The organism is Lysinibacillus fusiformis, assembly GCF_003049525.1.
In the GTDB taxonomy this organism is placed as follows: Bacteria; Bacillota; Bacilli; order Bacillales_A; family Planococcaceae; genus Lysinibacillus; species Lysinibacillus fusiformis.
Genome location: NZ_PYWL01000002.1, coordinates 78,524 through 100,921, shown reverse-complemented (window position 1 = coordinate 100,921; position 22,398 = coordinate 78,524). Strand labels below are relative to the sequence as shown.

At 38.0% G+C, this 22,398-nt stretch carries 24 protein-coding genes; 7 read left to right on the top strand and 17 right to left on the bottom strand.

What is annotated here, in order from left to right; genetic code table 11:
* Positions 1-22 precede the first annotated feature (22 nt).
* The 3 genes from C9J29_RS05425 to prsW form a co-directional block, all read right to left on the bottom strand.
* Positions 23-1,306, bottom strand: a complete 1,284-nt coding sequence (locus C9J29_RS05425) for a PepSY1/2 domain-containing protein (protein ID WP_008180427.1) — start codon at positions 1,304-1,306, stop codon at positions 23-25.
* 15 nt (positions 1,307-1,321) lie between these two features.
* Positions 1,322-2,155: a spore cortex-lytic enzyme gene (sleB, locus tag C9J29_RS05420; RefSeq protein WP_008180429.1), complete on the bottom strand. Its 834-nt coding sequence runs from the start codon at positions 2,153-2,155 to the stop codon at positions 1,322-1,324.
* Positions 2,156-2,251: 96 nt separating this feature from the next.
* Positions 2,252-2,926: a glutamic-type intramembrane protease PrsW gene (prsW, locus tag C9J29_RS05415; RefSeq protein ID WP_043990729.1), complete on the bottom strand. Its 675-nt coding sequence runs from the start codon at positions 2,924-2,926 to the stop codon at positions 2,252-2,254.
* An 84-nt stretch (positions 2,927-3,010) separates the two neighbouring features.
* On the opposite strand from prsW, the gene C9J29_RS05410 reads away from it, so the two are divergent.
* The gene (locus C9J29_RS05410) at positions 3,011-3,979 is read left to right on the top strand and encodes an asparaginase (RefSeq protein ID WP_089986600.1); all 969 of its coding nucleotides are present in this window, start codon (positions 3,011-3,013) and stop codon (positions 3,977-3,979) included.
* Between the two features lie 28 nt (positions 3,980-4,007).
* Here C9J29_RS05410 and C9J29_RS05405 read toward each other — a convergent pair whose 3' ends face one another.
* From C9J29_RS05405 to C9J29_RS05375, 7 genes are all read right to left on the bottom strand, one after another.
* Positions 4,008-5,549 carry an aminotransferase class V-fold PLP-dependent enzyme gene (locus C9J29_RS05405; RefSeq protein ID WP_090001284.1) on the bottom strand — a complete coding sequence of 514 codons (1,542 nt, stop codon included), beginning with the start codon at positions 5,547-5,549 and terminating at the stop codon, positions 4,008-4,010.
* 4 nt (positions 5,550-5,553) lie between these two features.
* Positions 5,554-6,114: a glycerol-3-phosphate acyltransferase gene (locus tag C9J29_RS05400; RefSeq protein WP_090001282.1), complete on the bottom strand. Its 561-nt coding sequence runs from the start codon at positions 6,112-6,114 to the stop codon at positions 5,554-5,556.
* Between the two features lie 57 nt (positions 6,115-6,171).
* Positions 6,172-7,137, bottom strand: coding sequence for a YpdA family putative bacillithiol disulfide reductase (locus C9J29_RS05395; protein ID WP_036124550.1), 966 nt, complete (start codon positions 7,135-7,137; stop codon positions 6,172-6,174).
* Positions 7,138-7,250: 113 nt separating this feature from the next.
* Positions 7,251-8,006: a metallophosphoesterase gene (locus tag C9J29_RS05390; RefSeq protein WP_043990730.1), complete on the bottom strand. Its 756-nt coding sequence runs from the start codon at positions 8,004-8,006 to the stop codon at positions 7,251-7,253.
* A gap of 146 nt (positions 8,007-8,152) precedes the next feature.
* A complete protein-coding gene (locus C9J29_RS05385; protein WP_008180442.1) occupies positions 8,153-8,863 on the bottom strand; it encodes a LysM peptidoglycan-binding domain-containing protein in 711 nt (236 codons plus the stop codon).
* An 86-nt stretch (positions 8,864-8,949) separates the two neighbouring features.
* Positions 8,950-10,392 carry a RecQ family ATP-dependent DNA helicase gene (locus tag C9J29_RS05380; RefSeq protein WP_008180445.1) on the bottom strand — a complete coding sequence of 481 codons (1,443 nt, stop codon included), beginning with the start codon at positions 10,390-10,392 and terminating at the stop codon, positions 8,950-8,952.
* Positions 10,393-11,421 (bottom strand): YpbB family protein, encoded by a 1,029-nt coding sequence (locus tag C9J29_RS05375; protein ID WP_089986604.1) that lies wholly within the window; start codon positions 11,419-11,421, stop codon positions 10,393-10,395.
* A gap of 106 nt (positions 11,422-11,527) precedes the next feature.
* On the opposite strand from C9J29_RS05375, the gene C9J29_RS05370 reads away from it, so the two are divergent.
* From C9J29_RS05370 to C9J29_RS05360, 3 genes are all read left to right on the top strand, one after another.
* Entirely contained in the window at positions 11,528-11,776 is a 249-nt protein-coding gene (locus tag C9J29_RS05370) for a ferredoxin (protein ID WP_004232564.1), read from the top strand.
* Positions 11,777-11,918: 142 nt separating this feature from the next.
* The gene (locus C9J29_RS05365; protein ID WP_237068754.1) at positions 11,919-12,515 is read left to right on the top strand and encodes a hypothetical protein; all 597 of its coding nucleotides are present in this window, start codon (positions 11,919-11,921) and stop codon (positions 12,513-12,515) included.
* 148 nt (positions 12,516-12,663) lie between these two features.
* Positions 12,664-13,446, top strand: a complete 783-nt coding sequence (locus C9J29_RS05360; protein ID WP_008174288.1) for an enoyl-ACP reductase FabI — start codon at positions 12,664-12,666, stop codon at positions 13,444-13,446.
* 162 nt (positions 13,447-13,608) lie between these two features.
* Here C9J29_RS05360 and C9J29_RS24220 read toward each other — a convergent pair whose 3' ends face one another.
* The 3 genes from C9J29_RS24220 to C9J29_RS05350 all read right to left on the bottom strand — a co-directional run bounded on the left by C9J29_RS24220 (position 13,609) and on the right by C9J29_RS05350 (position 16,025).
* On the bottom strand, positions 13,609-13,773 hold the full coding sequence (locus C9J29_RS24220; RefSeq protein WP_164908686.1) for a hypothetical protein: 165 nt from the start codon (positions 13,771-13,773) through the stop codon (positions 13,609-13,611).
* A gap of 303 nt (positions 13,774-14,076) precedes the next feature.
* Positions 14,077-14,802 (bottom strand): sulfite exporter TauE/SafE family protein, encoded by a 726-nt coding sequence (locus C9J29_RS05355; protein ID WP_174804711.1) that lies wholly within the window; start codon positions 14,800-14,802, stop codon positions 14,077-14,079.
* Positions 14,803-14,822: 20 nt separating this feature from the next.
* Positions 14,823-16,025 carry an MFS transporter gene (locus C9J29_RS05350; RefSeq protein WP_107921768.1) on the bottom strand — a complete coding sequence of 401 codons (1,203 nt, stop codon included), beginning with the start codon at positions 16,023-16,025 and terminating at the stop codon, positions 14,823-14,825.
* Between the two features lie 293 nt (positions 16,026-16,318).
* Between C9J29_RS05350 and C9J29_RS05345 the strand changes: the two genes are divergently transcribed.
* Positions 16,319-17,143: a methyl-accepting chemotaxis protein gene (locus C9J29_RS05345; RefSeq protein WP_025117432.1), complete on the top strand. Its 825-nt coding sequence runs from the start codon at positions 16,319-16,321 to the stop codon at positions 17,141-17,143.
* Between the two features lie 15 nt (positions 17,144-17,158).
* On the top strand, positions 17,159-17,704 hold the full coding sequence (locus C9J29_RS05340; protein WP_008174298.1) for a GNAT family N-acetyltransferase: 546 nt from the start codon (positions 17,159-17,161) through the stop codon (positions 17,702-17,704).
* 39 nt (positions 17,705-17,743) lie between these two features.
* Here the strand turns inward: C9J29_RS05340 and C9J29_RS05335 are convergent, their stop codons facing one another.
* Entirely contained in the window at positions 17,744-19,303 is a 1,560-nt protein-coding gene (locus C9J29_RS05335) for a flotillin family protein (protein WP_008174299.1), read from the bottom strand.
* 15 nt (positions 19,304-19,318) lie between these two features.
* On the bottom strand, positions 19,319-19,849 hold the full coding sequence (locus tag C9J29_RS05330) for an NfeD family membrane protein (RefSeq protein WP_008174302.1): 531 nt from the start codon (positions 19,847-19,849) through the stop codon (positions 19,319-19,321).
* 364 nt (positions 19,850-20,213) lie between these two features.
* On the opposite strand from C9J29_RS05330, the gene C9J29_RS05325 reads away from it, so the two are divergent.
* Positions 20,214-20,585, top strand: a complete 372-nt coding sequence (locus C9J29_RS05325; protein ID WP_008174304.1) for a hypothetical protein — start codon at positions 20,214-20,216, stop codon at positions 20,583-20,585.
* A gap of 90 nt (positions 20,586-20,675) precedes the next feature.
* On the opposite strand, the gene C9J29_RS05320 is transcribed toward C9J29_RS05325, so the two are convergent.
* Entirely contained in the window at positions 20,676-21,410 is a 735-nt protein-coding gene (locus C9J29_RS05320; protein ID WP_043989737.1) for a hypothetical protein, read from the bottom strand.
* 175 nt (positions 21,411-21,585) lie between these two features.
* Positions 21,586-22,392: a phosphonate ABC transporter, permease protein PhnE gene (gene phnE / locus C9J29_RS05315; protein ID WP_096363930.1), complete on the bottom strand. Its 807-nt coding sequence runs from the start codon at positions 22,390-22,392 to the stop codon at positions 21,586-21,588.
* Between the last annotated feature and the right edge of the window lie 6 nt (positions 22,393-22,398).

Here is a 22,398-nt window from a genome sequence, read left to right as displayed (position 1 = left end):
AATTGGTAGTATTTTCTTATTATTAAGTTAAATATTCCACTTTTAAAACATTATGATTTTCTGCATCAATGACGATTCTAAATGTTTCTTGTGTTTTACCATCACGCAAGGCAATGACCTCATAGCATAGACGTTGTTCAAATTCACCATTATCTGTATAAATATTTTTTACTTCTTGCACTTGAATATCATCCTGGAAGAATGTTTTCCAATCGATTGGTTTTGCTGTTTGCTTTTTAATATTTTCTTCTTGAATGTATTCCATCGCGTTTGCCCCTAACAACTCACCTGTATCTTTTGCTAATTTAAGTTGAACACCATCAGCATAAATTAATGCGTTATCCCCTGGATGTACACGGGCAAACGTTACATGCCATGCCTGATGGTTTTCACGCGATTCCACATAAGCTAAATCGTTCATGCCTAATTTCTTGACATAATCTTCGGCTTTTTTGAGAATTTCCTCTTGTGACTGCTTCGCTTCGTCAACAGGGCGTTCTACTAAATAGGACAGTAAATGTCCTCCTTTTACCGTTAAATCCGCATACCCTAAACGAATCCCTTGATGGAATTGTATGTGATAGAAAGGATATGGTGCGGTGTCACTACTTTTTGTGACTGTAAATGTTGCATCTTTAATAACTGGGAATAAATGCTTCACTTTTTCCAACGCTTCTTTTTCTGTAATTTCAGCATCCTGTAAAGCTTTTAATGCAATTTTTTTCTGCCAATCTGACTCAGATAATGTCAGCGGGAAATCTTTTTCTCCATAACCTTTTAACGTGTCTTTCACTTTATCAAAGTTCGTGTTTGGATTTTTATTATCGACTTGCTGCAGCCAAACATCCATTTTTCCATTATGTTTATAAAAATCAACGGTTGCAGCTGTCCAATCATCAGAAAGAGCTTGTAAATTCGTAGAGACCTGTGGCATTTTTTCACGCCAAGCTTCATAATCGCCTGTTTTTGCAGTTCTCTTCGCTTCATCGCCAAGTCGTCCTAAATAATTCATCCATTCATTGGATAGTTCTTGCCCTATCGGAATATTAGCAATGGAAGAACGAACTTCTGAGCTCAAACGCCAAACAGAATCTAATTCACTGTGAATGGCTTGCTCATCTTGAAACAGTAGGGATTGTGAGACTGATCGCTGTAGATGAGATAGTTTTTCAGATGCATCTGTTAGCTTATCGGTATACTGCGCTAGAACAGTACGTTGTAAATCTTCTTTATCACCATGTAAATCTATACTATATGCCCCTAACCCGATAACAGCTATCGTTAAGACCACGAGCCAAGTTTTCATCTATGTTCCTCCTTTCTATGAACAGAAAATATGCTCTCCAATTTGTTTAATTTGTGGACGAGACCAAATCCATTTACTTGTTGCCGTTTTCGGATTGAAGTAATACAAAGCATTTTCAGATGGATCCCAGCCATTCATTGCATCAATAACAGCTTCTTTTGCTCTATCATTAGGCTCTAACCAAATTTGTCCATCTGCTACAGCTGTAAACGCTAAAGGTTGGAATATAATACCAGAAATCGTATTCGGGAAATCGGGACTTTCTAAACGGTTTAAAATAACTGCCGCTACGGCTACTTGTCCCTCATATGGCTCTCCCCTAGCTTCTCCATACACAGCATTCGCCATTAGCTGTAAATCACGCTCTGTATATTTAGGAGGAACTTGAGTTTGTGTTCCATTGTTATTAGTAGTGCCACTACTATTTCCTCCACCACTACCGGCACCACTACCTGTACTAGTCCCTTTATTCACTTGCTGATCAAGAGGAACGCCACCATAGTAGGTAAATTGATTACCGGCATTTAATTGCGCTTTCACCCATTTTTCATCGTAATCAGAATAGCCAGCTATCGTTTTTTTGGTCTTCGCTCCAGCGATACCATCTACTGGTAAACCATATTTCTCTTGGAAATTACGTAATGCCCAGTATGTGTTATAGCCAAATTTCCCATCAATTTTACTCTTATAAAAACCTAAGTATTGTAGCCTTGCTTGCAATTCAATGACATCATCTCCATAGGCACCACGAGTAATTTGCTGGTCACTAAAGGCAATCACTTCATTTTGAGGAATCGCAATTATACTAATTCCTAATATCAAAGCAAAAAGTATGCTTACTAAACGCACTTTTATCACTCCTTTTTTTTATAGCTTGAAACAAAAGAGGCAATTTATACATGATAAAAAAGAATAAAGCGTAGAAATCTTGACGATTTCTACGCTTTAAATTTTTTTATGCATATGCAAATGTTGTACTAGATGATAATGCGCTAGTTTCACCTTTCGTAGGCCAAACCACCATAAAAACAGCATAAAAGGAATCATTAAATAAATCCAGTGACCTTTAAATGATAATATTGTATTGTATAGAATGTGAAGTACCACTGGTGCACAAAGCGCCATAGCAATCATTTCTTTCGTCTTGGCAAACTTTGAAAACTTAGCACGTCCATAATAGTAGCCCATGACTACGCCAAATAATGCATGACTTGATACAGGCAATAAGGCGCGCATAAATGCGGTATCCAAGCCAAAGGATAATAAATAAAGTACGTTCTCGATTGTGGCAAAACCAAGTGATATACTTGCCCCATACAATATACCGTCATATGGATCATCAAATTCAACATGATTGTAGATGGCAATTAATAGCACAAACCATTTAAAAAATTCTTCAACAACACTAGAGAAAAGAACGTCTTGAAGGTAAAAATATCGAAAAACCCCTTCCTCTGTTAGTACATATTGTAAAAACAGAATCGGGAACGTTAAAAATGCACCGTATAAAAATGTTTGTAATAAAGTTCTTCTTGGCTCCGTAGCCATTTGATTGCGCAAATAGAAATAACTAAAAAGCGCTAGACCGGGAGCAATGGCAGCAGATAATAAAATGATCATGATGCCGGCTCCTTTCAACAATAGACTGCTATTATTATACCATGTAATGACAAAAAAACTTTTTAAAAGGAGATTTTATTTTTTATGAAAAAAACAATTTTATTAATTCATACTGGCGGCACAATCTCCATGGCGATGAGTGCTGAAGGAGCAGTTATGCCCAATAAAGAAAATCCGCTCATGAAAGAGAGCAATAAACTTAATTCATTAGCAACCATTATTGAAATAGAAGCTTTTAACCTACCTTCTCCACATATCACGCCAAAAGAAATGCTTCAATTACGCAACTTGATTATGGAGCAAACTACAGCAACGCAAATCGATGGTGTTGTCATTACACATGGTACAGATACATTAGAAGAAACTGCCTATTTCTTAGAACTGACTACAAATTTAGCCATTCCCATTGTATTGACAGGGGCGATGCGCTCATCCAATGAGCTTGGAGCAGATGGTATTTATAATTTAATGGAGGCAATCCGGGTAGCGGTCGATGATGAAGCTCGCGACAAAGGCGTTCTCGTTGTGATGAACGATGAGGTACATCTTGCCGTCAATACAACGAAAACGAGCACAAGTTCGGTCAATACCTTCCAATCCCCACAATATGGACCAATTGGGCTGATTACAAAATCACGTATTTTGTTCCATCATGCACCAATTCGTCGTCAATACGTAGACATTAATAATTTATCTAAACGCGTAGCCATGCTAAAAGTTTATGCTGGTATGGAAGAAGATTTACTAGATGTTGTGCTCGCATGTAAATATGAGGGGGTTGTGCTTGAAGGGTTAGGTCAAGGAAATGTCCCACCTTCTGTTGTTAAAGGCATTGAGAGTCTGATCCAACGAAATATTCCTGTAGTCCTCGTTTCCCGCTGCTTTAATGGAATAGCAGAAGGTGTCTATGGATATATTGGTGGCGGTAAAATGCTGGAAGACTTAGGTGCGATATTTGCCACGGGAATAAATGGTCAAAAGGCACGATTAAAATTATTAATTGGACTTAACACAACTGGAGAGCCTTTAAATTTAAAGGATTTTTTCCTGTAAAGTCAATGTATTCATATTGAGCACTTGCTTATGCCTCGATTATTTGTTCATAGTAGTGCAGCATTTCATTAAGACGTACAAGAGCATCGTCGAAATCTGGCTGAATGACAGCAAACTGAAGAAATCCTCTTTGACGTAAATATGGGCTATCACCATGAACTAATAGTCCATTTAAGGCTAAATCGATGTGTAGGTTTGAAAGTGTCTTTGGCAGTTGAATGGTTATAAGCATTGGGTACCGAGTTGTTGGTAATTGAAAGTGCATATAGGGCAGCTGCAGTAGTGCCTCAAAACGTTGCTGTAGCTGCTCATAGCGGACAGGATAGGCTTGTAAAGACTCATCTAAATTACCAAGCAATACGGCTGGAAGCGTAAAAGGTATGGCACCTTGCTGGTAATTTGCTAAGTCCAAGTATGCAGGCAATGTAGTGGCGGATTGTGCTAAGTATTGTGAAAATACAAATGCGAGCCCACTTACTGCCCCAATTGCTTTCCCACTCACTGCAGTAGCCAAATAACAATCCTGTAACGAAAATGGCATAGCACCGAACGTACTGATGCTATCTACACATAGCTTCACATTATAACACTTTGCCAATTGACTAAGACCATCTAAATTATTACAAGTCCCCGTCGAGGTTTCCCCATGCACGACCAACACCCACTCATATGCTCTAGTTTCTAATAATAACGCTATTTTCTCGCAATCAAATAGTGTTCCCCATTCTTGTTCAACGACATCAAAATCTAATGACCAACGGACTGCTTGTTTTCTCAACCGCTCACCAAATTCCCCATTTGTTAGAATAAGACCTTTCCCTAATTGCTGTGCCTGTAATTGAGCAAGCATCACCTCATTGGCCAATGTTCCAGTTCCAACGATTATTCCAACATGCTTGGTATTCGCTAATTGTAGTAACTTTTGCTGTACTCGTTCATAGATTGCCTTAAAACTTAGCGAACGATGCGATAAATTGGTATATCCTATAGTCTCTAATTGCTTAACTGGTCCAGGATAAAAAGTATAGTTATCTTTTGCAAGCCTACGTTGTAGGTCATGTTCAAATACATCTCTAGTAAGCACCATAGGTAAAAACTGGGCATCCGTTACTCCAACAGCTGGAGCAAATTGTTGAAAACCCATTTGCTTATAGAGCTTTTCTTCACGCGTTGTTCCCGAAATTACGGCTGCCGTATAGCCCTTTTCATAGGCAAATGTATTTAAAGCTTGAGTGAGCTTCAATAGGACTCGCCCAGTTCGATAATTTTTTTTCACAGCAAGTAAGCGTATTTCACAAATCTTGTCACAAACCTCTTGCGGTAAAAATTGCTCCACCTTCCCAATTTTTTCATCAATTGAAAAGGGTCTTTGATCTCTAAATGCTACCATTCCAATTAATTCTGTTTTTTTATACACCACTATATATGTATTTTGCTCATGGAATCGGTCAACCTTTAGTCTTTGCGTATTTGGTTCATGCTGTGGTATTTCCTCCACAAATGTCTCATAATTCAATCGCGCAATCGCCTCATACTCTTCATTTGTTTGAGCTATTTTACACCAATACATCTCTTTACTTCCCTCTTTTCCATGACTCCTTAATATTAGACATATGTCTTATGAGCATACACACGATTGCCATCATCAAAAGTGCGTAGGGCACTAATAGGCCAGCCTGAATGATGGCGCCAACATAAAAAATAAAACCACCAACCATGCCTAATGTTAAGCTCCTTGTTAACATCAGTACGGCCCCAGTACCTGCAATCATCCATAAAAACAAGCCTGGTGATAAAGCGAGACCAACTCCAATAAAAGTTGCTACTCCCTTTCCTCCCTTATATTTTAGCCAGAAAGGATATAAATGACCTGCAATCACACAGGCTGCACCACTAACAATAACCCATTCTTCTAAATACCATAAACGGCCTAAGCCTACCACGAGCACACCCTTCAAGGCATCGCCAAGAAATGTCAGAAGAAAGGCCCTCTTGCCAAGGACGCTTCCTGCATTGCGCGCACCTAAATTTTTACTGCGTTCTTCCTGCAAATTGACACCATATATCTTTCCAACGAAAAATGCTGTCATGAAGTTTCCTATTAAATAACTGAAGAGCCAGTACAAACCAATCAATCCTATTCCTCCTTACTAAAAAGGCTGTATAAGCTACACGCCTATACAGCCTCACCATTATCCTTTTCTTTGAGCAATAGTTTGAGCGATACAATCCCCATGGAAACGTCCGTTTTCAATAAAAATTTCGTTGGCATTATTCCCCGCAGCAATTACGCCTGCGATAAACAAACCTTCGACATTTGTTTCCATCGTTTCCGGTGTAAAATAAGGGCGGCCCGTTTCTTCGTCAATATCAACACCCATGGCTTTAATAAAGGAATGATCAGGATGATAGCCAGTCATGGCAAAGACAAAATCATTGTGCAACACCTTTTCTTGGCCATCTATTTCTAAAACCACTTCATGCTCACGAATCTCTAACACATTCGTATTAAAATGCATGTCAACTTCTCCCGTTTTGACTACCCCCTCAAATTCAGGTAATACCCATGGCTTAATACTTGGAGAGTATTCACTTCCACGATAGGCAACCGTTACGCGAGCACCTGCCTTATTTAATTCCAATGCTGCATCTACAGCTGAATTTTTGCCTCCTATAACAAGAACATCCGTATCAAAAAATTCATGCCCCTCTTTAAAGTAATGGAAAACTTTAGGTAATTGTTCACCAGTGATATTTAAAAAATTAGGATGATCATAATAGCCTGTCGCAATAATGACATGAGGTGTTTCATATTTATCCTTGTCTGAAGTAACAGTAAACATACCATTATTTTTCACGACACTTTGCACTTTTTCGAAGCGGTTAACTTGAATATTTTTTAATCGAACAACTTCTCGATAATATACAAGCGCTTGATTCCGCTTGGGCTTACGTCCTTCAATAATAAATGGCACATCGCCAATTCCTAATCGTTCACTTGTACTAAAAAAAGTTTGATGTGTAGGATAATGATAAATCGCATTGACGATATTACCCTTTTCAATGACAATGGGGTTTAATCCAATATTTTGCAAAGCTATTGCTGCTGCTAAACCACATGGGCCTCCTCCAACAATAATGGCATCTGCTTGCTGCATTTCTTGACACTCCAATCGAATTTGGACAGCTTTAGTGGCTGTTCCTTGCTTACATCCATTATGAAAATAGACGATTCCTATATATTATACGCCTTCTAGCAAGTTTTGTTTGTTTATTTACTTGAAATATCGATGTCGATTATATGACATTGTGGTTTGGCACCAAGTCTCATGGGCAATAATGTAGTACCATAACCATTGCTTACTAAAGTCATGACACCATCTCGCTCTCGATAAGAACCATTAGGATGGACACCATATGGACCAAATCGAATCTGCCCTCCATGTAAATGTCCTCCCATCATTAAATCAGCACGGTACTTAGCGCGGACTTTTGCAAAAACCTCTGGATTATGCGCAATAAAAACAACTAGATCACGCTCTCCAACTTTTTTAAAGGCTTTTTCAAAGCTATATTCTTTAATCGTTGTATCCTCAATTGCACTAAGCCAGAAGCGGTTTTTCGTAGGTAACAGCACCGCATCATTGACAATAATTTGAATATGATATTTCTGCAAAATACTCTTCAGCCGATCTTCTCCCACTTCTCTATCATTATTTCCCCATACAAAATAAGTTGGTCCAATGGAGGTTAATAATTGTAAATTGTCATGAATACGTGAAATGGGTGTGCGATTATCTGCTAAATCTCCACCAATAATGACCGCATCAAAGTGTTCTGTTAGCTGTGCAATCATTCTTTTATTAATTTTACGCAAATGAACATCTGAAATAAAAAATAAACGTACCTTTTCCGGCTCTCCCTTTAATAATAGCTGGTGATGTAAAACATTGTTCTCATGCGCCACCTTCCACATATAAAGCAAAAAGATGACCACTATGATAAGCAATAGCCCTATATAAAGCATTCTCTCACTTCTCCTTACGACAGCAAAAAGACGATTCGTTTCTTATGAAGAATCGTCTTTTTGCTAAATCAGACGTACGTTTTGGTGTGAACGTTTGTCCTTTATTTTATACTTGCTAAACTATATGACCATTATATGGCTTTTATTTAAGGAAGTTTAATTACTTGCCCAACCATAACGGTATTTGAAGACATACCATTAGCAGCACGAATTTTAGCTAAAGTCGCTTCACTACCATCACCATAATGATTTAATGCAATACGGAATAAGTTCTCATTTGCTTTGACAGTGTGTGTACTTGCTTTAGCATTTTGTTTCGCTTCTTCTGCTTTTTTAGCCTCTTCAGCCTTTTTCGCTGCCTCTGCCTGTTGCTGAGCTATTCTTGCTTCTTCAGCTTTACGTGCTTCTTCAGCATTTTTTGCCTCTTGTGCTTTTTTCGCTGCCTCAGCTTCTTTTTGATCTGCCGTTACTTTATCAGCATCTTCTTTAGATGGCTCGTTTGATTTTTGATCAGCTTGATCGCCTTTGTCTTTATTTTTGTCTTTGTCAGATGCGGAAGCCTCTGAAGAATCCATTTCGACGACCTGTTCAGCTGAGTCCTTCTCAGCTTGCTCTATTGATTTCCCTGGTTCGTAAAACTTCCAAAAATAAACAAGAATAGTTAATGGGATAAGGATAAATATCACAAAAAGTATAGTCATTAACGGTGTTCTTCGTTTCGGATTTTTTGGCTTTTTGTTTTTATCTCCATTTTTATTCATTCTGGAAACTCTCGACAATGTTTGCTGTTCGTTTTGCTCATCTTCAAATGATTGTCGATGTTCTTCTATTTTATCGCGATAATCTTCTTTACTCATTCGTCTTTCCCCCAAACCTTACTACGCTTTCTGTCATTCTATTATGACGAATTTTACGAAAAAAGTAAATGACCGTCAGATTTAGTCTAATTACCCATTAAAAGTTGCTGCAATCGACGTTCCCACGAAATCATTTCTATTTTTTTCTCGGCAGTTAAGCGTTCTTTCTTGATTTCATCATAATGGATTCCACAGTTTTCACAACAGTTTTCCGGTTTTTTTTGCAATTTTTGCCCGAAATACCCGACAAGATGTTCACGAATACAGTCTTTTGTCTGTATAATCTTCAACATTTCATCGACTGCATGGTATTTTTCTAGGGCTAAATGATTTAGTCGAGCCTTCACTTGCTCCTTCGTTTCTTGTTGCATCCAATAGTCTAACACACGAAATGCCGTCTCACCTAGTTCCCCATTTTTTAACATCTGTGCTGGCAGTACCTGCTGGGAAATGAGTTCCTCATAGCGATCAACATGCTGTGGACTCGGAAGATCACCCGTAACAACGAACTTCGCTAGCTCTTCATCACCATCACTATAGAGTAAAATGGCAAGCGCAGACTCACCATCTCGACCTGCTCGACCAATTTCCTGCATATAATTTGCAATATTAGCAGGCATTGATTCATGAATGACCTGACGAATATCTTGTTTATTAATCCCCATACCAAAAGCGTTTGTTGCCACTATCCAGTCCAATTCGCCATCAATAAACTGCTGCTGAATAAATTGGCGATCCTCCGCCCCATAGCCTGCATGATAGGCTGCAGTACGAATACCCGCTTGTAAAAATGCCTCACTATATTGTTGCGCTCGTTTGCGTGAGGAAACATACAGTATTCCTGGGCCAGCAGTTTCTTTGACATGTCGCATAAGCCAGCTCGCTTTATCTGCCTTATCCTCTAGAACAATGCGTCCTAAATGAATATTTGGCCGATCCACATTATACATAAATTCAAATGGTTCCTTTAACGATAATGTTTCCCGAATATCTTGCATGACCTTACTTGTTGCAGTCGCGGATAGTGCTAGCAGTGGAGGTCGATTGTGCCTTGATAGCCACTCACCTATCCGTAAATAATCTGGTCGAAAATCATAACCCCATTGCGATATACAATGAGCCTCGTCCACTACGATTAAACCTAATTTCACTTGCGCTAATTTGTCTTGCACCTGCTGTTGAAGTAGCATCTCTGGAGAGGTAAAAATAAAACGATATTGTTCTAAATAATGTAATACATACCGTTTTTCAGTGAGAGATAAAAAGGAATTTAAGGCGACAACCCTCTTTTCTCCAAAACGTTTCAATTCCTCTACCTGATCTTGCATTAAAGAAAGCAATGGAGAAACGATTAGCACAGGTTTATCTAAAATGTAGGCCGGGAGCTGATAGCACAATGATTTTCCCATTCCTGTGGGCAATAAGGCCATTACATCTTTCTCTTGAAGTATTGCTTCAATGACTTCCCTTTGCCCTGGTCGAAATGATGAGTAACCAAAATGTTTATGCAATAGTTCTTCCAGTTCCATTTATACTTCTCCCTTCGCAAGGACAAGCCTTAATTGAAAATAACTCAATTCCTTTAAAGCCTCATGTAAGATTTTCAATTTTTTCGTTTGAAAATGCTTCGATGCCTGCCAAACTTTTTCAGCTTCCTTATATGAGACGAATGGACCAATAGAAAAGTTCGGTTCATACATCGCTAATTCCACAAAATGGTCCTCAATAGTACTTTGTTTCAGCTTTCTTATTTTCACTATTTGTTCAATTGAATATCCTTGTTCATATAATTGTGCTGTTTGCTGTGCAGAATCGGTTAGCAATATTTTCACTCTTAGTCCTTGTGCCACTTGTTTAAGCATTGGATAATCATTGCTTTGTTGCACTTCGTTTAATAATATATGTAGTGTTTCAATAAAAGCTAATTGACTATCCAGCACAGTTTCCTTCCGTTTATCGGCAAGCTGTTGCCATGTCCATCCAGGTAAGCGATATCCACTTAAACGGTAAAGGACAAGCTGTTTGCTACCATCTGAAACTGGAAGATTCTTTAGCGCACTGGTACATTCGTCTAATAATTGTTGTTGTAAATGACCTTGTAGGTAATGATGATCCTGCAAAAAGGATCGCACCCAAGTTTGAATCGCAGGATCTCTACTGATGGGCGAAAAAGAACGAACATCTGCAGTTTGATGTGACAAACTTTGCACAATTAATGAAAGACGTGCAAAAAACACATGCTCATTTCCTCGATAATGCCATCCATCAAAGAAAAATGTTGGCGTTTGTTGTGCTCTCTGTAAACCTAGGTTTTCCATGTGAAAATGACCAGAATCCTGCACTTTTAACCAACTATATTGCATAAATAACGTTACAGCCTCATCAAAGGTAGTCCGTGGTAGTTTAGGTAATAAGCCAAAATATTGATGCAATTGAAAAAGGCCAATGTCTTGAATGGTCTGACCTGAACGCTTTCCTCTCAGGACATGGTAGGCAGCCGAAATCGTCCGTTCCGTATTGAGTTTTTGAAAGATTTGCAATAGAATTTGATGAAACATTGACGCAAATTCCTCCAATTTAATAGTATTTAAGTTGAAATGTAAGATAAACATCTTTAAAATGAGTATGAAGCTTTGTAGGAACATCGTTAAAGGAGAGAAAAAAATGGCTAAATACACAATAGTTGATAAAGATACATGCATCGCTTGTGGCGCATGTGGAGCCGCAGCGCCAGACATTTATGATTATGATGATGAAGGTATTGCCTTCGTTATTTTAGATGATAACATGGGAACTGCTGAAGTGCCAGAAGATCTATTAGAGGATATGCAAGACGCATTTGAAGGGTGTCCAACTGACTCTATCAAAGTAGCAGATGAAACTTTTGATGGTGACTCATTAAAATTCGAATAGTCCTTTAATTTGTATGTATACCCAAAAGGCATCCTTCAATGGGTGCCTTTTCTTTTGAATGAAATATTTTGCTACCTTTTGCAACATGATAATCCATCATATAGCTCTTTTCTATACGGACCAATCTATTGGAGGAATGATGATGATGTTTGAGCAGTTACAAGTAGAGCATAGTTTATTTCATATCGATCAAGACCATATTGATCAATTTAAAAATCTTGCGGCAAAATGGCAAATGATTTTTCCACAGGTTTATGCTAAATGTTTAAATACACTCGATTCATGGGCCATAGTTTTAAATAATTGGGTATTTTTAAAATCTCAGCATACCGATGAACTGATACTCAATCCCTCTAAGGCCATATACTACTCTATCAATACATTTTTGCTGGAAGAGCTCAAAAAAATTCAAATAATTCAAAAAATAAATCATTGTAATAATGATGATTTACAATATTTTGCTGCATTCCAATTAGGAAATGCCATTGATTTATGGGTTTATAAGACCGTTGGAAAGAGTACTGAGGCAGATTTATTAAATTCGCAGGAAGATAAACCTTATTTTCTTGCATATTTAGATGATGGGTTTCAAACGGACAACACTCCTTTCCATAGAGACCAAACAAGAGCCATCAAAATTCTTGCCCAAACCATTCGTAGCCAAAATTGCTTTAGAATCACTATCAATAGTGCTGTTTATCAAGCAGTAGATATGTATGAAGATTATATAGCTCTATAGGTTGCTTTTTAATTCGTCTCTCACATAGAAGAGATGAATTTTTTTTGCCCGATAATCGGCTACTCTATTGCAACAGTTTTTTATGTATGATAAGATTTTAGTAGTTGGTACTAATAACAGATATTATCTCACAAAGGAGTTCTTCATAATGATGGATAATTTATTACAATTAAAAGATAAAAATATTGTTGTCATGGGTGTAGCGAATGATCGTAGTATCGCATGGGGCATTGCAAAACGTTTATTTGATGTAGGTGCAAACGTTATTTTCACTTATCGTCAAGAACGCTCATTGAAAAAATTACAAAAACAATTAGACAATATTGGTCAAACTGATTCCCTTGTTGTTCAATGTGACGTTAATAGTGATGAAAGTACAAAAGCAGCATTTGATGAAATTGGCTCAAAGGTTGGCGTTATTCACGGTATTGTCCACTCAGTAGCATTTGCTCATGCTGAAGATTTACACAACCGCTTCTTAGAAACAACACGTGAAGGCTATGCTTTTGCACAAGATACAAGTGCCTACTCTCTAATTTCAACAGCCAAAGCAGCTCATCCGTATATGACAGAGGGTGGCTCTATCGTTACAATGAGTTACTTAGGTGCGGAACGAGTGCTTGATGGCTATAATGTGATGGGTGTAGCAAAGGCTGCATTAGAAGCTTCTATGCGCTATCTTGCTGCTGATATTGGTCAAAACAATATTCGCGTAAATGCTATTTCAGCCGGTGCTATTCGTACGCTTGCTGCAAAAGGTGTCCCTTCCTTTAATACAATTTTACACAAAATCGAGGAAACAGCTCCTTTAAAACGAAATGTTCAACAAGATGAAGTAGCCGATATGACAATTGTTATGCTCTCTCACCTATCACGTGGTGTCACTGGAGAAACTATTTACATCGACGCAGGCTACAATATTATGGGTTAATAAAGCAGGATGGAAGACTAGGTCTCTTCCATCCTTTTTTCATTTATCTTCCTACTTTCATGTTTGAAACTTTGTGTAAAACACTCTTCGAACGGAGTATCTTTCTTAAGGCAATTTCTTTAAATTCATGGCTGCAAAAGCTCAGCTTTACATAGATTTGATTTATTTCATAGGAGTGCTAAGAATGGCGTTAATGTTCGGCCTCTTCCACATATAGTTTTCCAATATTACATAACAGCCTCTAGCTTTTTCGCTAAATAAACTTTGAAATTGATCAATCGTTAACATTTCTAATTGTTGACGCTCATGGATTTGATTTTTTGTCATGGTTGATCACCTCAAAAGTACACTTTAATAACATATGAAAGGGAGTTCTTTATGTAAAAAATTGATTGGAACGAAGGGCGGCGACTCCTGCGGGAAAAGCGGGAAGTTGAGATCCTGGACTGAGCAGAGCGAGGGAAGCAGCTCAACTCCGCCCACGGAAAGTGTCCGCCCGTAGTGGAAATCAGCAGCTTTACTTCGTTTCATGGTAAAAGAAAAAAGACTGTAGGCAATCTCAAAATTCAGTGAGAGTTTGTCTACAGTGTGAAAGGATGGAAGACTAAGCCTCTCCATCCTTTTTATCGTTTATAGCATCGCCCAAATGGATTGTATAAATAGCATAATACCAGAGGCAACTAATAGTACATAAATAAATGTTAAAAATAGCTTCTGATTGAGCTTGCGAAATAATAGTTGTCCTACTATCAGACCAATCAAAACAATCGGCAAGGCATATAAACTATAGAGCCAAACGGTTTTACTTGTACCTTCGATTGTTAATTGTGATAGTAAGCTAATCAAATAAATAAAAATATAATAAGCTAATGACGTTGCCCTAATCGTTTCTTTCTTTTTATGTGTGCTTGCAAAATAGAGGAGCAGTGGCGGTCCAGCCATCCCAATACTTGTTGTAAACATCCCTGATATAAAGCCAACACCATAATCTCTTCCATTTGTTTGTTGAATGGAAAGGTTCTTTATAAGCATAATTGTTAACCCAATTAAAAGAATTGCTATGAGCAGCTTGAATGTAGTGACATCCACGATGGCAAATAAAAGACTACCAACAGGTGCGCCTACAATACTCCCAATCATTATCTTTTTTAGCAACGCGAACTCAATATCTTTTTTAACCTTCCATAGCAACGAAAATGAAATAACAAGGGATAAAATAATATTCAATTGCATCGCCTGTGGTGGTGAGAAAAGCAACAGTAAAAATGGTGTAGCCATAATAGAGAAGCCGAATCCCGTGCTTGTTTGCAAAATGGCTGCGGTTAAAATAATAAAAAAATAAAACGTTAATTCCAGCAAAACAACACCTCACATCATTAAGTGGTTGTAATTCTTTGTCTAGTAATAATAGTTTTTAATAAAAATGATAGGCCACAAGCAATTATTAAAAATAAGGCAATCATTGCTATGACACCTACCCAACCGTATTTCATCCAAAATAGCCCACCTACAGTTCCTCCAACACTAGAGCCAAAGTAATAAAAAAATAAATAGAGGGAGGACGCTTGTGCTTTATCATGTGATGCCCGTTTACTTACCCAGCCACTAGCAATTGAATGAGCTGCAAAAAAGCCAAAGGTAAAAACGGTGATCCCGATTATTTTTAAAGATAGAAAACTATGAAGCGTCATGATGGCGCCTGCAAACATGATGGCAATCGCTAGTAATAGCATGCGTTGTTGCCCATAACGGTCAGCTAAACTGCCAAACCACGCTGAGCTGAATGTGCCGACTAAGTATATAACAAATATCCAGCCAACAATTGTGGCGCTTAGATTATAGGGGGGTGCCATTAATTTAAAGCCTATATAGTTATAAAGAGTGACAAAGCTCCCCATTAAAACAAAGCTAATTCCATATAGACAAAGCATCGAAGGGTCCTTCAAATGCTGAAAAAGAGTTTTGGATAATGCCCTTATTTGTAAGGGACGGGGGCTGAAATGTTTGGAGCCTGGTAATATCCAGACGAACACCACACTCACAAGTAAACTAATTCCCCCTAGTATAAACATCCCGATATGCCAATTATAGTGGTCCGTTAATGTGCCGATAATTATTCGGCCACTAAGACCGCCTACTGAATTTCCACTAATATATAAGCCCATGGCAACCCCTAAACTTGCTGGCTCCATTTCCTCTCCCAAATAGGCCATAGCGATGGCAGGTAATCCTGCAAAAACAATACCCTGCAATACTCGTAGCACAATTATTGTTTCAAAATTAGGAGAAAATGCTAGCGCAAGTGTAAAGATAGAAGCAGCAAAAATCGAAATGGTCATTAACGATTTCCTTCCCCATGCCTCTGATAATGATCCAACAATGACTAAACTCACCGCTAAAGCTAAGGTCGTTACTGAAAGAGATAAACTAGCAACGGCTGGTGATACTTTGAACACTTCCGCGAAGGTTGGCAATAATGGTTGCGTACTATATAAATTTGCAAACGTAATAAAGCCTGCTAAAAACAAAGCCCAATTAGCTTTATGAAACGACTTCGTCCCCTTTTGTATATATTCCATGAAAATCTCTCCTTCATTACTACACATCTATTAGTCTAATACAATATTCCATAAAAAACACACCTCTTCGTCAAAAAATGGACAAACTCTCCCTATCTTTTGGCACTAAATGACTAATTTACATTGACAGTAAAAAAAGAGACATTTTCTAGTTTCAACAAAAATAAAAATAGAATTTGCTATTTTGACTTGGCAAATATTGTGCTACATTAAAAGTAATCATCTAGCACCATTGTCATATTGAAAACAGATGAGCCAACCATTTTTCATTGACTAGACTTGGAGGAAATTTTATGAAAATTATTGAAGCTTTAGCCCTTTCAGCACCTTATATTCATCTAGCATTAAAACAAGAAGCTATTGTTGCTGTCATTGAAAAGGAAAGTGAAACAGTCATCAAATATTTAGCAGGTAAACGTGTGGATTCAGGCTACCAGGATGGACAAAAAGTAAATGCCAATGATCAAAATGTTTACATTGCCTTTACTGGACAAAATGCAGATGTGGTCATTCCTAAGGATGTATACGGTGTAGCCATCAATGCTTTTTCTTTCCCCATTCGTGAAAACGGTCAAGTCGTAGGAGCATTGGCTTTCGGACTACCTATTGATAATGAACTAAAACTCGAAGATTATATGAGTACAATGGACAATATCGTTAACAATCTTCAAGATAAAGTACATACAATCGCTTCACATTCAGAGGAATTAGCGGCTACGAGTGAGGAAATTAATAAGCAGGCACAACATGCATTAGAGGATTCGGAAAAAACAAATGACGTAACTGATCTAATTAAAAGTATTTCTCGCCAAACCAATTTACTTGGATTAAATGCTTCCATTGAGGCGGCTCGAGCTGGGCAACATGGTGCTGGCTTTAATATCGTGGCACAGGAGGTTCGAAAATTGTCCTTTGAGACGTCTAGCGCAACCGAAAATATCGAAGCTTCCTTACGAAATATTAATAGAAATCTTGAAAATTTAAAACAAAATATGGGTCAAATCAATGATGCAACGAATGAGCAAGCACAGCTCGTACAGGATTTTAGCGAAATTATCGAAGAGCTGACAGTGCTAAGCCGAGAGATGAAAGGCTTCATGCATGATGCCCTAAAATAATAATGAGGTGATGAGATGGAAATTTACATTAACGATGATTTATCTTTACGTACAATTACCTTAGAGGATGCAGAGGCAGTTTTTGCACTAACCGATGCTTCAAGAAAGCATTTAAAGGAATGGCTACCATGGTTGGATTATACAAAGGAAGTAGCAGATACAATCGCCTATATTGAAGGCTGTATCAAGGGGCATGAAGCTAATAATAGCCTTTCTCTTGTCATTCTCTTTAAAAATGAAATTGTCGGCATCGCTGGCTTCAATACTATTCATCCTACTAATAAAATCGGTACGATTGGCTACTGGCTTAGTGAAGGTGCACAGGGGCATGGCATTATGACCAAAACTGTAAAAGCTCTATTACAATATGCCTTTGAAACATTACACCTTCACAAAGTAGAAATTCGAGTGGCTGTTGGCAATGAAAAAAGCAGCGCTATCCCTGAGCGCCTCGGCTTCATAAAAGAGGGCACCCTGCGAGCAGCAGAATGGCTGTATGATCATTATGTAGATCATGTTGTATATGGCATGCTTCTAAGTGAGTGGCAGCAACAAAAATAACAAAGCGACCTGATGCATGAATCATCAGGTCGCTTTTACTTATGGTTGTTCCACTGTTTCTTTCGTTTCCTCAGCTTCAACCGCTGTTTGTTTTTTTTCAAGCCCTAGAGCAATTTGCTCTAATTCCGGACGCAATGTATGCTTACCAGCATAACTTTCAATCAGTTCCTTCACATCAATACCAGAAGTTTCTTTTAACGTTTCTTGTAGTGTAGACATTAAATTAGTAGCATAAGACGTTACTTTATTGGCGCCACTACCTTCTCCACCACCAGTATCAACGACAGTAATCTTATCGATATTACCAAGTGGGCTCGCTAGCTCTTTTGCATATTCTGGCATCATACGCACAACCATATCCAGTACAGCTGCTTGACCATAATATTCAAAGGCTTCAGCAATTTTACGTTTAGCTTCAGCTTCCGCAAGACCACGAAGGCGAATAATATCTGCCTCTGTCTCCCCTTGTGCTCGTTCTGCGTCCGCTTTAGCAAGACCATCTAATCTGATTTTTTCTGCTTCCGCTTTAGCTAAAGATTCGATACGGTATTTTTCTGCATCTGCTTGAGCAAGCTCTCGCATTTTTTCAGCTGCGGCATTTTGTTCCACCGCATAACGATCAGCGTCAGCCTTTTTCTTCACCTCAGAATCATATTGCTTCTCACGACGTAAAATCTCTTTCTCTTCTAATTCAATTTGCTTTTGACGCTCAATAATGCGAATTTGCATTTCTTGCTCCGTCACTTCCTGTTTAGCTCGAGCTGTTTCGAGCTCATAGGCTTGGTCAGCACGCGCTTTGGCAATATCTTGCTCACGGCGGAATTCAGCAACCTTTAATTGATTTTCTTTTTCCGCTTCCGCAATTTCTGTCGCACGCTCTAGCTCTGCCTTTTGCGCTTCCTTCGATGCTTCTGCACGTTTAATACGTGTTTCTTTTTCCGCATCCGCTGTCGCAATATCAGCATCTCGTTTTACCTGTGCAATTCTCGGTTTACCGAGTGAATCTAAATAACCATTTTTATCACGTACATCCTTGATCGTAAAGGAAACAATGATAAGACCCATTTTAGCTAAATCCTGTGAAGCAACACGTTGAACCTCCTGTGAGAATTTATCACGGTTTTTATAAATTTCCTCAACCGTCATGGAGCCTAAAATTGAACGTAAATGACCTTCTAACACTTCACGTGCTTCCCCTTCACGCTCTGCCTTTTGCTTTCCTAAAAACTGCTCTGCTGCAGTCGCAACTTCTGAAATAGAACCACCAATTTTAATAATGGCTGTACCATCAGCCATGACAGGAACACCTTGCTCCGTATACACTTCAGGCGTTGTTACTTCTAATTTGCTAGATAGTAAACTTAATGGCTTTGCTTGCTGGAAAATAGGGAATACAAATGTACCGCCACCGCGAATAATTTTTATGCGATTGCCCGACTCATCTTTATGTACATTTTTAGAGCCGAGATAGCTACCCGTCACAATCAGTGCTTCATCCGGACCTGCTGTTTTATATTTTGTTACATATAAACCTACTAGTGCAATTAATACAAATGCTACAATTCCTAAAACAATTAGAATATCGATTGACAAAGACATAGACATATCTCCCCTTTAGACAAATTTTTTCTCATATGCTCTAACAAAAAGTGTACCTTCCTTCACGTCCACGATAAGGACTGTTTCATCATAGTCAATGGCTTCATTATCGTAACCTGTTGCCCGTTTCGAAATCATACCACTTGTTGTTTCGATAACAACTTCTCCAAACCCATCTACAGGAATTGGTACAATGACTTTGCCCAATTGCCCACCTAGTGATTCTTCCGTATAAGCCAATGAAACATCCGCTGACCGTAGTGGAACGAGAATAAATAAATAAAATAAAGTACTTAAAATAGCACCGATGATACATGCAGCAATAATGTTCCAAACGCTAGAGAACCAGGCTAGTTTTTCTAAAATAAATCCTGCTGCAGACATCAACGTAATGAAAGAAAGAATGACACTCGGATTAAAAATGGGCAGTCCTTCCCCAATACCTTCGACTGCATCACCAAAAAACATAACTAGTATTGTGGCAAGACCAGCAAAAATCAAAACCACCAAAAAGATTTGCTCGAGTGAATAGCCAAATAGCGTCAAGTTGCTCACCCCTTTTCATCATATTACCTACTATACGGATGTCACTCAGGAAAAGTTTCAAAAATTTTCAAACTTTTAACACTTTCCTATTTTTACATGTTTATAGTGAATGAGTGCCGTAGTCATTAAAGTTTAGATTGAGGAGTGTACCAAGGGAGCTTCTATTCAAGATAAAGAGGTGTAAGATTCATTTAGTTTATAGTATTATTTTGCCCCTGCACCGCAGACTCAAGAAATTATTGAGGTTTATCTTTTTATATTTTTACTCAATTTACAATTTTCCCGCTAATATAACATAAATTCATTCCCATCTAATAGAACCATGTTACAATAGAAAGGATTCTGGCAACTAAGGAGATATAGCATGAAGCTCTCGACGATCTTAAATTTCTTTATTCTAGTATTTTTCACATTATTATTTGTAAATGATTTCTTCCCTGACACAACGATTGCATCGATCTTGACTAAAAAGATAATTCTTCTCATATTAGTCGTGCTAGTGATCATACAGCTAGCCTTAGATAAAGGTCAATATAAAAAAATGTCTAAGAAGGCCTATGTTGGTTTGACTCTGTATACAGTTGGATTATGGATTGTACTAACATTGCTTGGTGGTCAGTCACAAATTGGTTTGTCGTTTACTAGCCCACTGTTTTATATCATTATTGTATTGCTTGGGTTGGATTTATTACGTATTTCGCGCCAATCTAAACGCGATCAGCCTGAGAAAAAATAAAGAGTACACTCATAGGCCTGCTCATTATTATCTGTCTATACTATAAAAAGCATGTCACCGACTGAAATTTCAATCGGCCGACATGCTTTTTTAAGATTCTAGTACATTTAAAATCTCATCCAATTCATGAACGGCTAAATCTAGGCGTTCCTTTGCCTCGATATTTTGTTGTTTTAAATGATTAAACTCTAATAAATTGTTTTCATGTTTTAATTTGATAGAAGATAAGCGTTCAATTCGGGTTTCTACCTTCTCTATTGCTTGCTCACAGACTGTTGTCCAGAGCTTCTCTGAATGTTGCATTTCTGTAGTTGATGGATTGTGCTGACGCATAATGCGTGTGTAAATGACTTCTATTGGTTCGATTAATTCTGAATAAAAATGGCGCTCCACACGAGTAGTTTGGAATGTTGGATGCTCTACCTCTTTTGCATATGGTGTAATTTGACGTAGGAGCTTTCCAGCATTTTCTCCGAAGGCATGCGATAAATTTAAAACATTCATTAGTTGCAGCAATAAACGGATTTCTTCTAGATTAATCAGCTGTGAATCAATGCTTTCCTTTAATTTTAAGGACTCCATATAGCGACGATCAAAATGCTCTATTTCGCCGTTACGTTGCTCTACTAAATGTTCACTTGCATTGTCTTTTAAGCTTTTAATATAACGAATTGCATGGTTTTTTAGCTCTTCTGGTGACAGCAAGTTGTCATTATCTTGTTGTGGTTTTTCTCGTTGAACATAAGCAAATGCATCCATTTTTTTGGGCCATTTTGCTGCTGAAGTTTCTTTTGAGACATTATAGCGTATATAAATTCCGTGCATTCCATATCCTCCAAGTCCATAAACAAGTATCTCTAAAGACAATAAATCGAATACGGTATTTTTTCAAGTAAAAAACTTATAATCAATGAAAATTCCTCTTTTATAAGAATAAATCAAAATTCCTGAATAGTCGATACTATTCAGGAATTTTACTAACTATTACCTTCTAAAAATTTTATCCTTTAACCAGTTTAGTACGTGCACGATTTGAAACATACTCCACCAGTAAAATAAGAACAACAAGCCCTAATAAGATGGCACCTACCTCTGACCATTTGTACGAATTCATAGCGAAAATTAGGGGTGCACCGATGCCTCCTGCTCCCACTAAACCGAGTACAGTTGCATCTCGCAAATTCATATCAAAGCGATAAATGACAATAGATGTAAATAACGCCGTTAGCTGTGGCCATATACCAAAACGAATTTTTTCCATTAACGTACAACCAATAGCCTCCATCGACTCTAGTATACTTTTATCTAAGTCCTCAATAACATCCACATATAGCTTTGACAGCATTCCGATAGATGTTAATGACATAGTCAATACACCTGCAAATGGTCCAGGGCCTGTTACACGAATGAACATTAGTCCATAGACGATGGCAGGTATGGTTCTAATAATAATTAATAGAAAGCGAACAATAAATGCAACAGGCTTTGGTACAATAGTAGAAGCGGATAAAAAGGCTAGAGGGATCGCTAGCAATGCCCCTACAATAGTACCTAGAAACGCTATGGCCATTGTTTCGATTAATAAATAGGGTATACCTTCAGTTGTCACATTCATTATTAATGACCAATCAGGATTCAGCAAGCCTACGAAGATATTTTTTGCAATTTTCGTACCACTTGCCGAAACATTCTCGAAATGAATGGCGGTTACAGACCAAATAAATAATAAACTAAGTATGATCATTGTCATGATGTATGACATGCGTCGATTTGGTTGTAGTTGTAATTGCTTGTCGATAGCATTCATTACATC

Coding starts and splice junctions, on each gene's coding strand:
- C9J29_RS05425 (WP_008180427.1), bottom strand. CDS start 1,306: ATGAAAACTTGGCTCGTGGTCTTAACGATAGCTGTTATCGGGTTAGGG.
- prsW (WP_043990729.1), bottom strand. CDS start 2,926: ATGATCATTTTATTATCTGCTGCCATTGCTCCCGGTCTAGCGCTTTTT.
- C9J29_RS05410 (WP_089986600.1), top strand. CDS start 3,011: ATGAAAAAAACAATTTTATTAATTCATACTGGCGGCACAATCTCCATG.
- C9J29_RS05405 (WP_090001284.1), bottom strand. CDS start 5,549: ATGTATTGGTGTAAAATAGCTCAAACAAATGAAGAGTATGAGGCGATT.
- C9J29_RS05395 (WP_036124550.1), bottom strand. CDS start 7,137: ATGCAGCAAGCAGATGCCATTATTGTTGGAGGAGGCCCATGTGGTTTA.
- C9J29_RS05390 (WP_043990730.1), bottom strand. CDS start 8,006: ATGCTTTATATAGGGCTATTGCTTATCATAGTGGTCATCTTTTTGCTT.
- C9J29_RS05385 (WP_008180442.1), bottom strand. CDS start 8,863: ATGAGTAAAGAAGATTATCGCGATAAAATAGAAGAACATCGACAATCA.
- C9J29_RS05380 (WP_008180445.1), bottom strand. CDS start 10,392: ATGGAACTGGAAGAACTATTGCATAAACATTTTGGTTACTCATCATTT.
- C9J29_RS05375 (WP_089986604.1), bottom strand. CDS start 11,421: ATGTTTCATCAAATTCTATTGCAAATCTTTCAAAAACTCAATACGGAA.
- C9J29_RS05370 (WP_004232564.1), top strand. CDS start 11,528: ATGGCTAAATACACAATAGTTGATAAAGATACATGCATCGCTTGTGGC.
- C9J29_RS05365 (WP_237068754.1), top strand. CDS start 11,919: ATGATGTTTGAGCAGTTACAAGTAGAGCATAGTTTATTTCATATCGAT.
- C9J29_RS05360 (WP_008174288.1), top strand. CDS start 12,664: ATGATGGATAATTTATTACAATTAAAAGATAAAAATATTGTTGTCATG.
- C9J29_RS24220 (WP_164908686.1), bottom strand. CDS start 13,773: ATGACAAAAAATCAAATCCATGAGCGTCAACAATTAGAAATGTTAACG.
- C9J29_RS05350 (WP_107921768.1), bottom strand. CDS start 16,025: ATGGAATATATACAAAAGGGGACGAAGTCGTTTCATAAAGCTAATTGG.
- C9J29_RS05345 (WP_025117432.1), top strand. CDS start 16,319: ATGAAAATTATTGAAGCTTTAGCCCTTTCAGCACCTTATATTCATCTA.
- C9J29_RS05340 (WP_008174298.1), top strand. CDS start 17,159: ATGGAAATTTACATTAACGATGATTTATCTTTACGTACAATTACCTTA.
- C9J29_RS05335 (WP_008174299.1), bottom strand. CDS start 19,303: ATGTCTTTGTCAATCGATATTCTAATTGTTTTAGGAATTGTAGCATTT.
- C9J29_RS05325 (WP_008174304.1), top strand. CDS start 20,214: ATGAAGCTCTCGACGATCTTAAATTTCTTTATTCTAGTATTTTTCACA.
- C9J29_RS05320 (WP_043989737.1), bottom strand. CDS start 21,410: ATGCACGGAATTTATATACGCTATAATGTCTCAAAAGAAACTTCAGCA.
- phnE (WP_096363930.1), bottom strand. CDS start 22,392: ATGAATGCTATCGACAAGCAATTACAACTACAACCAAATCGACGCATG.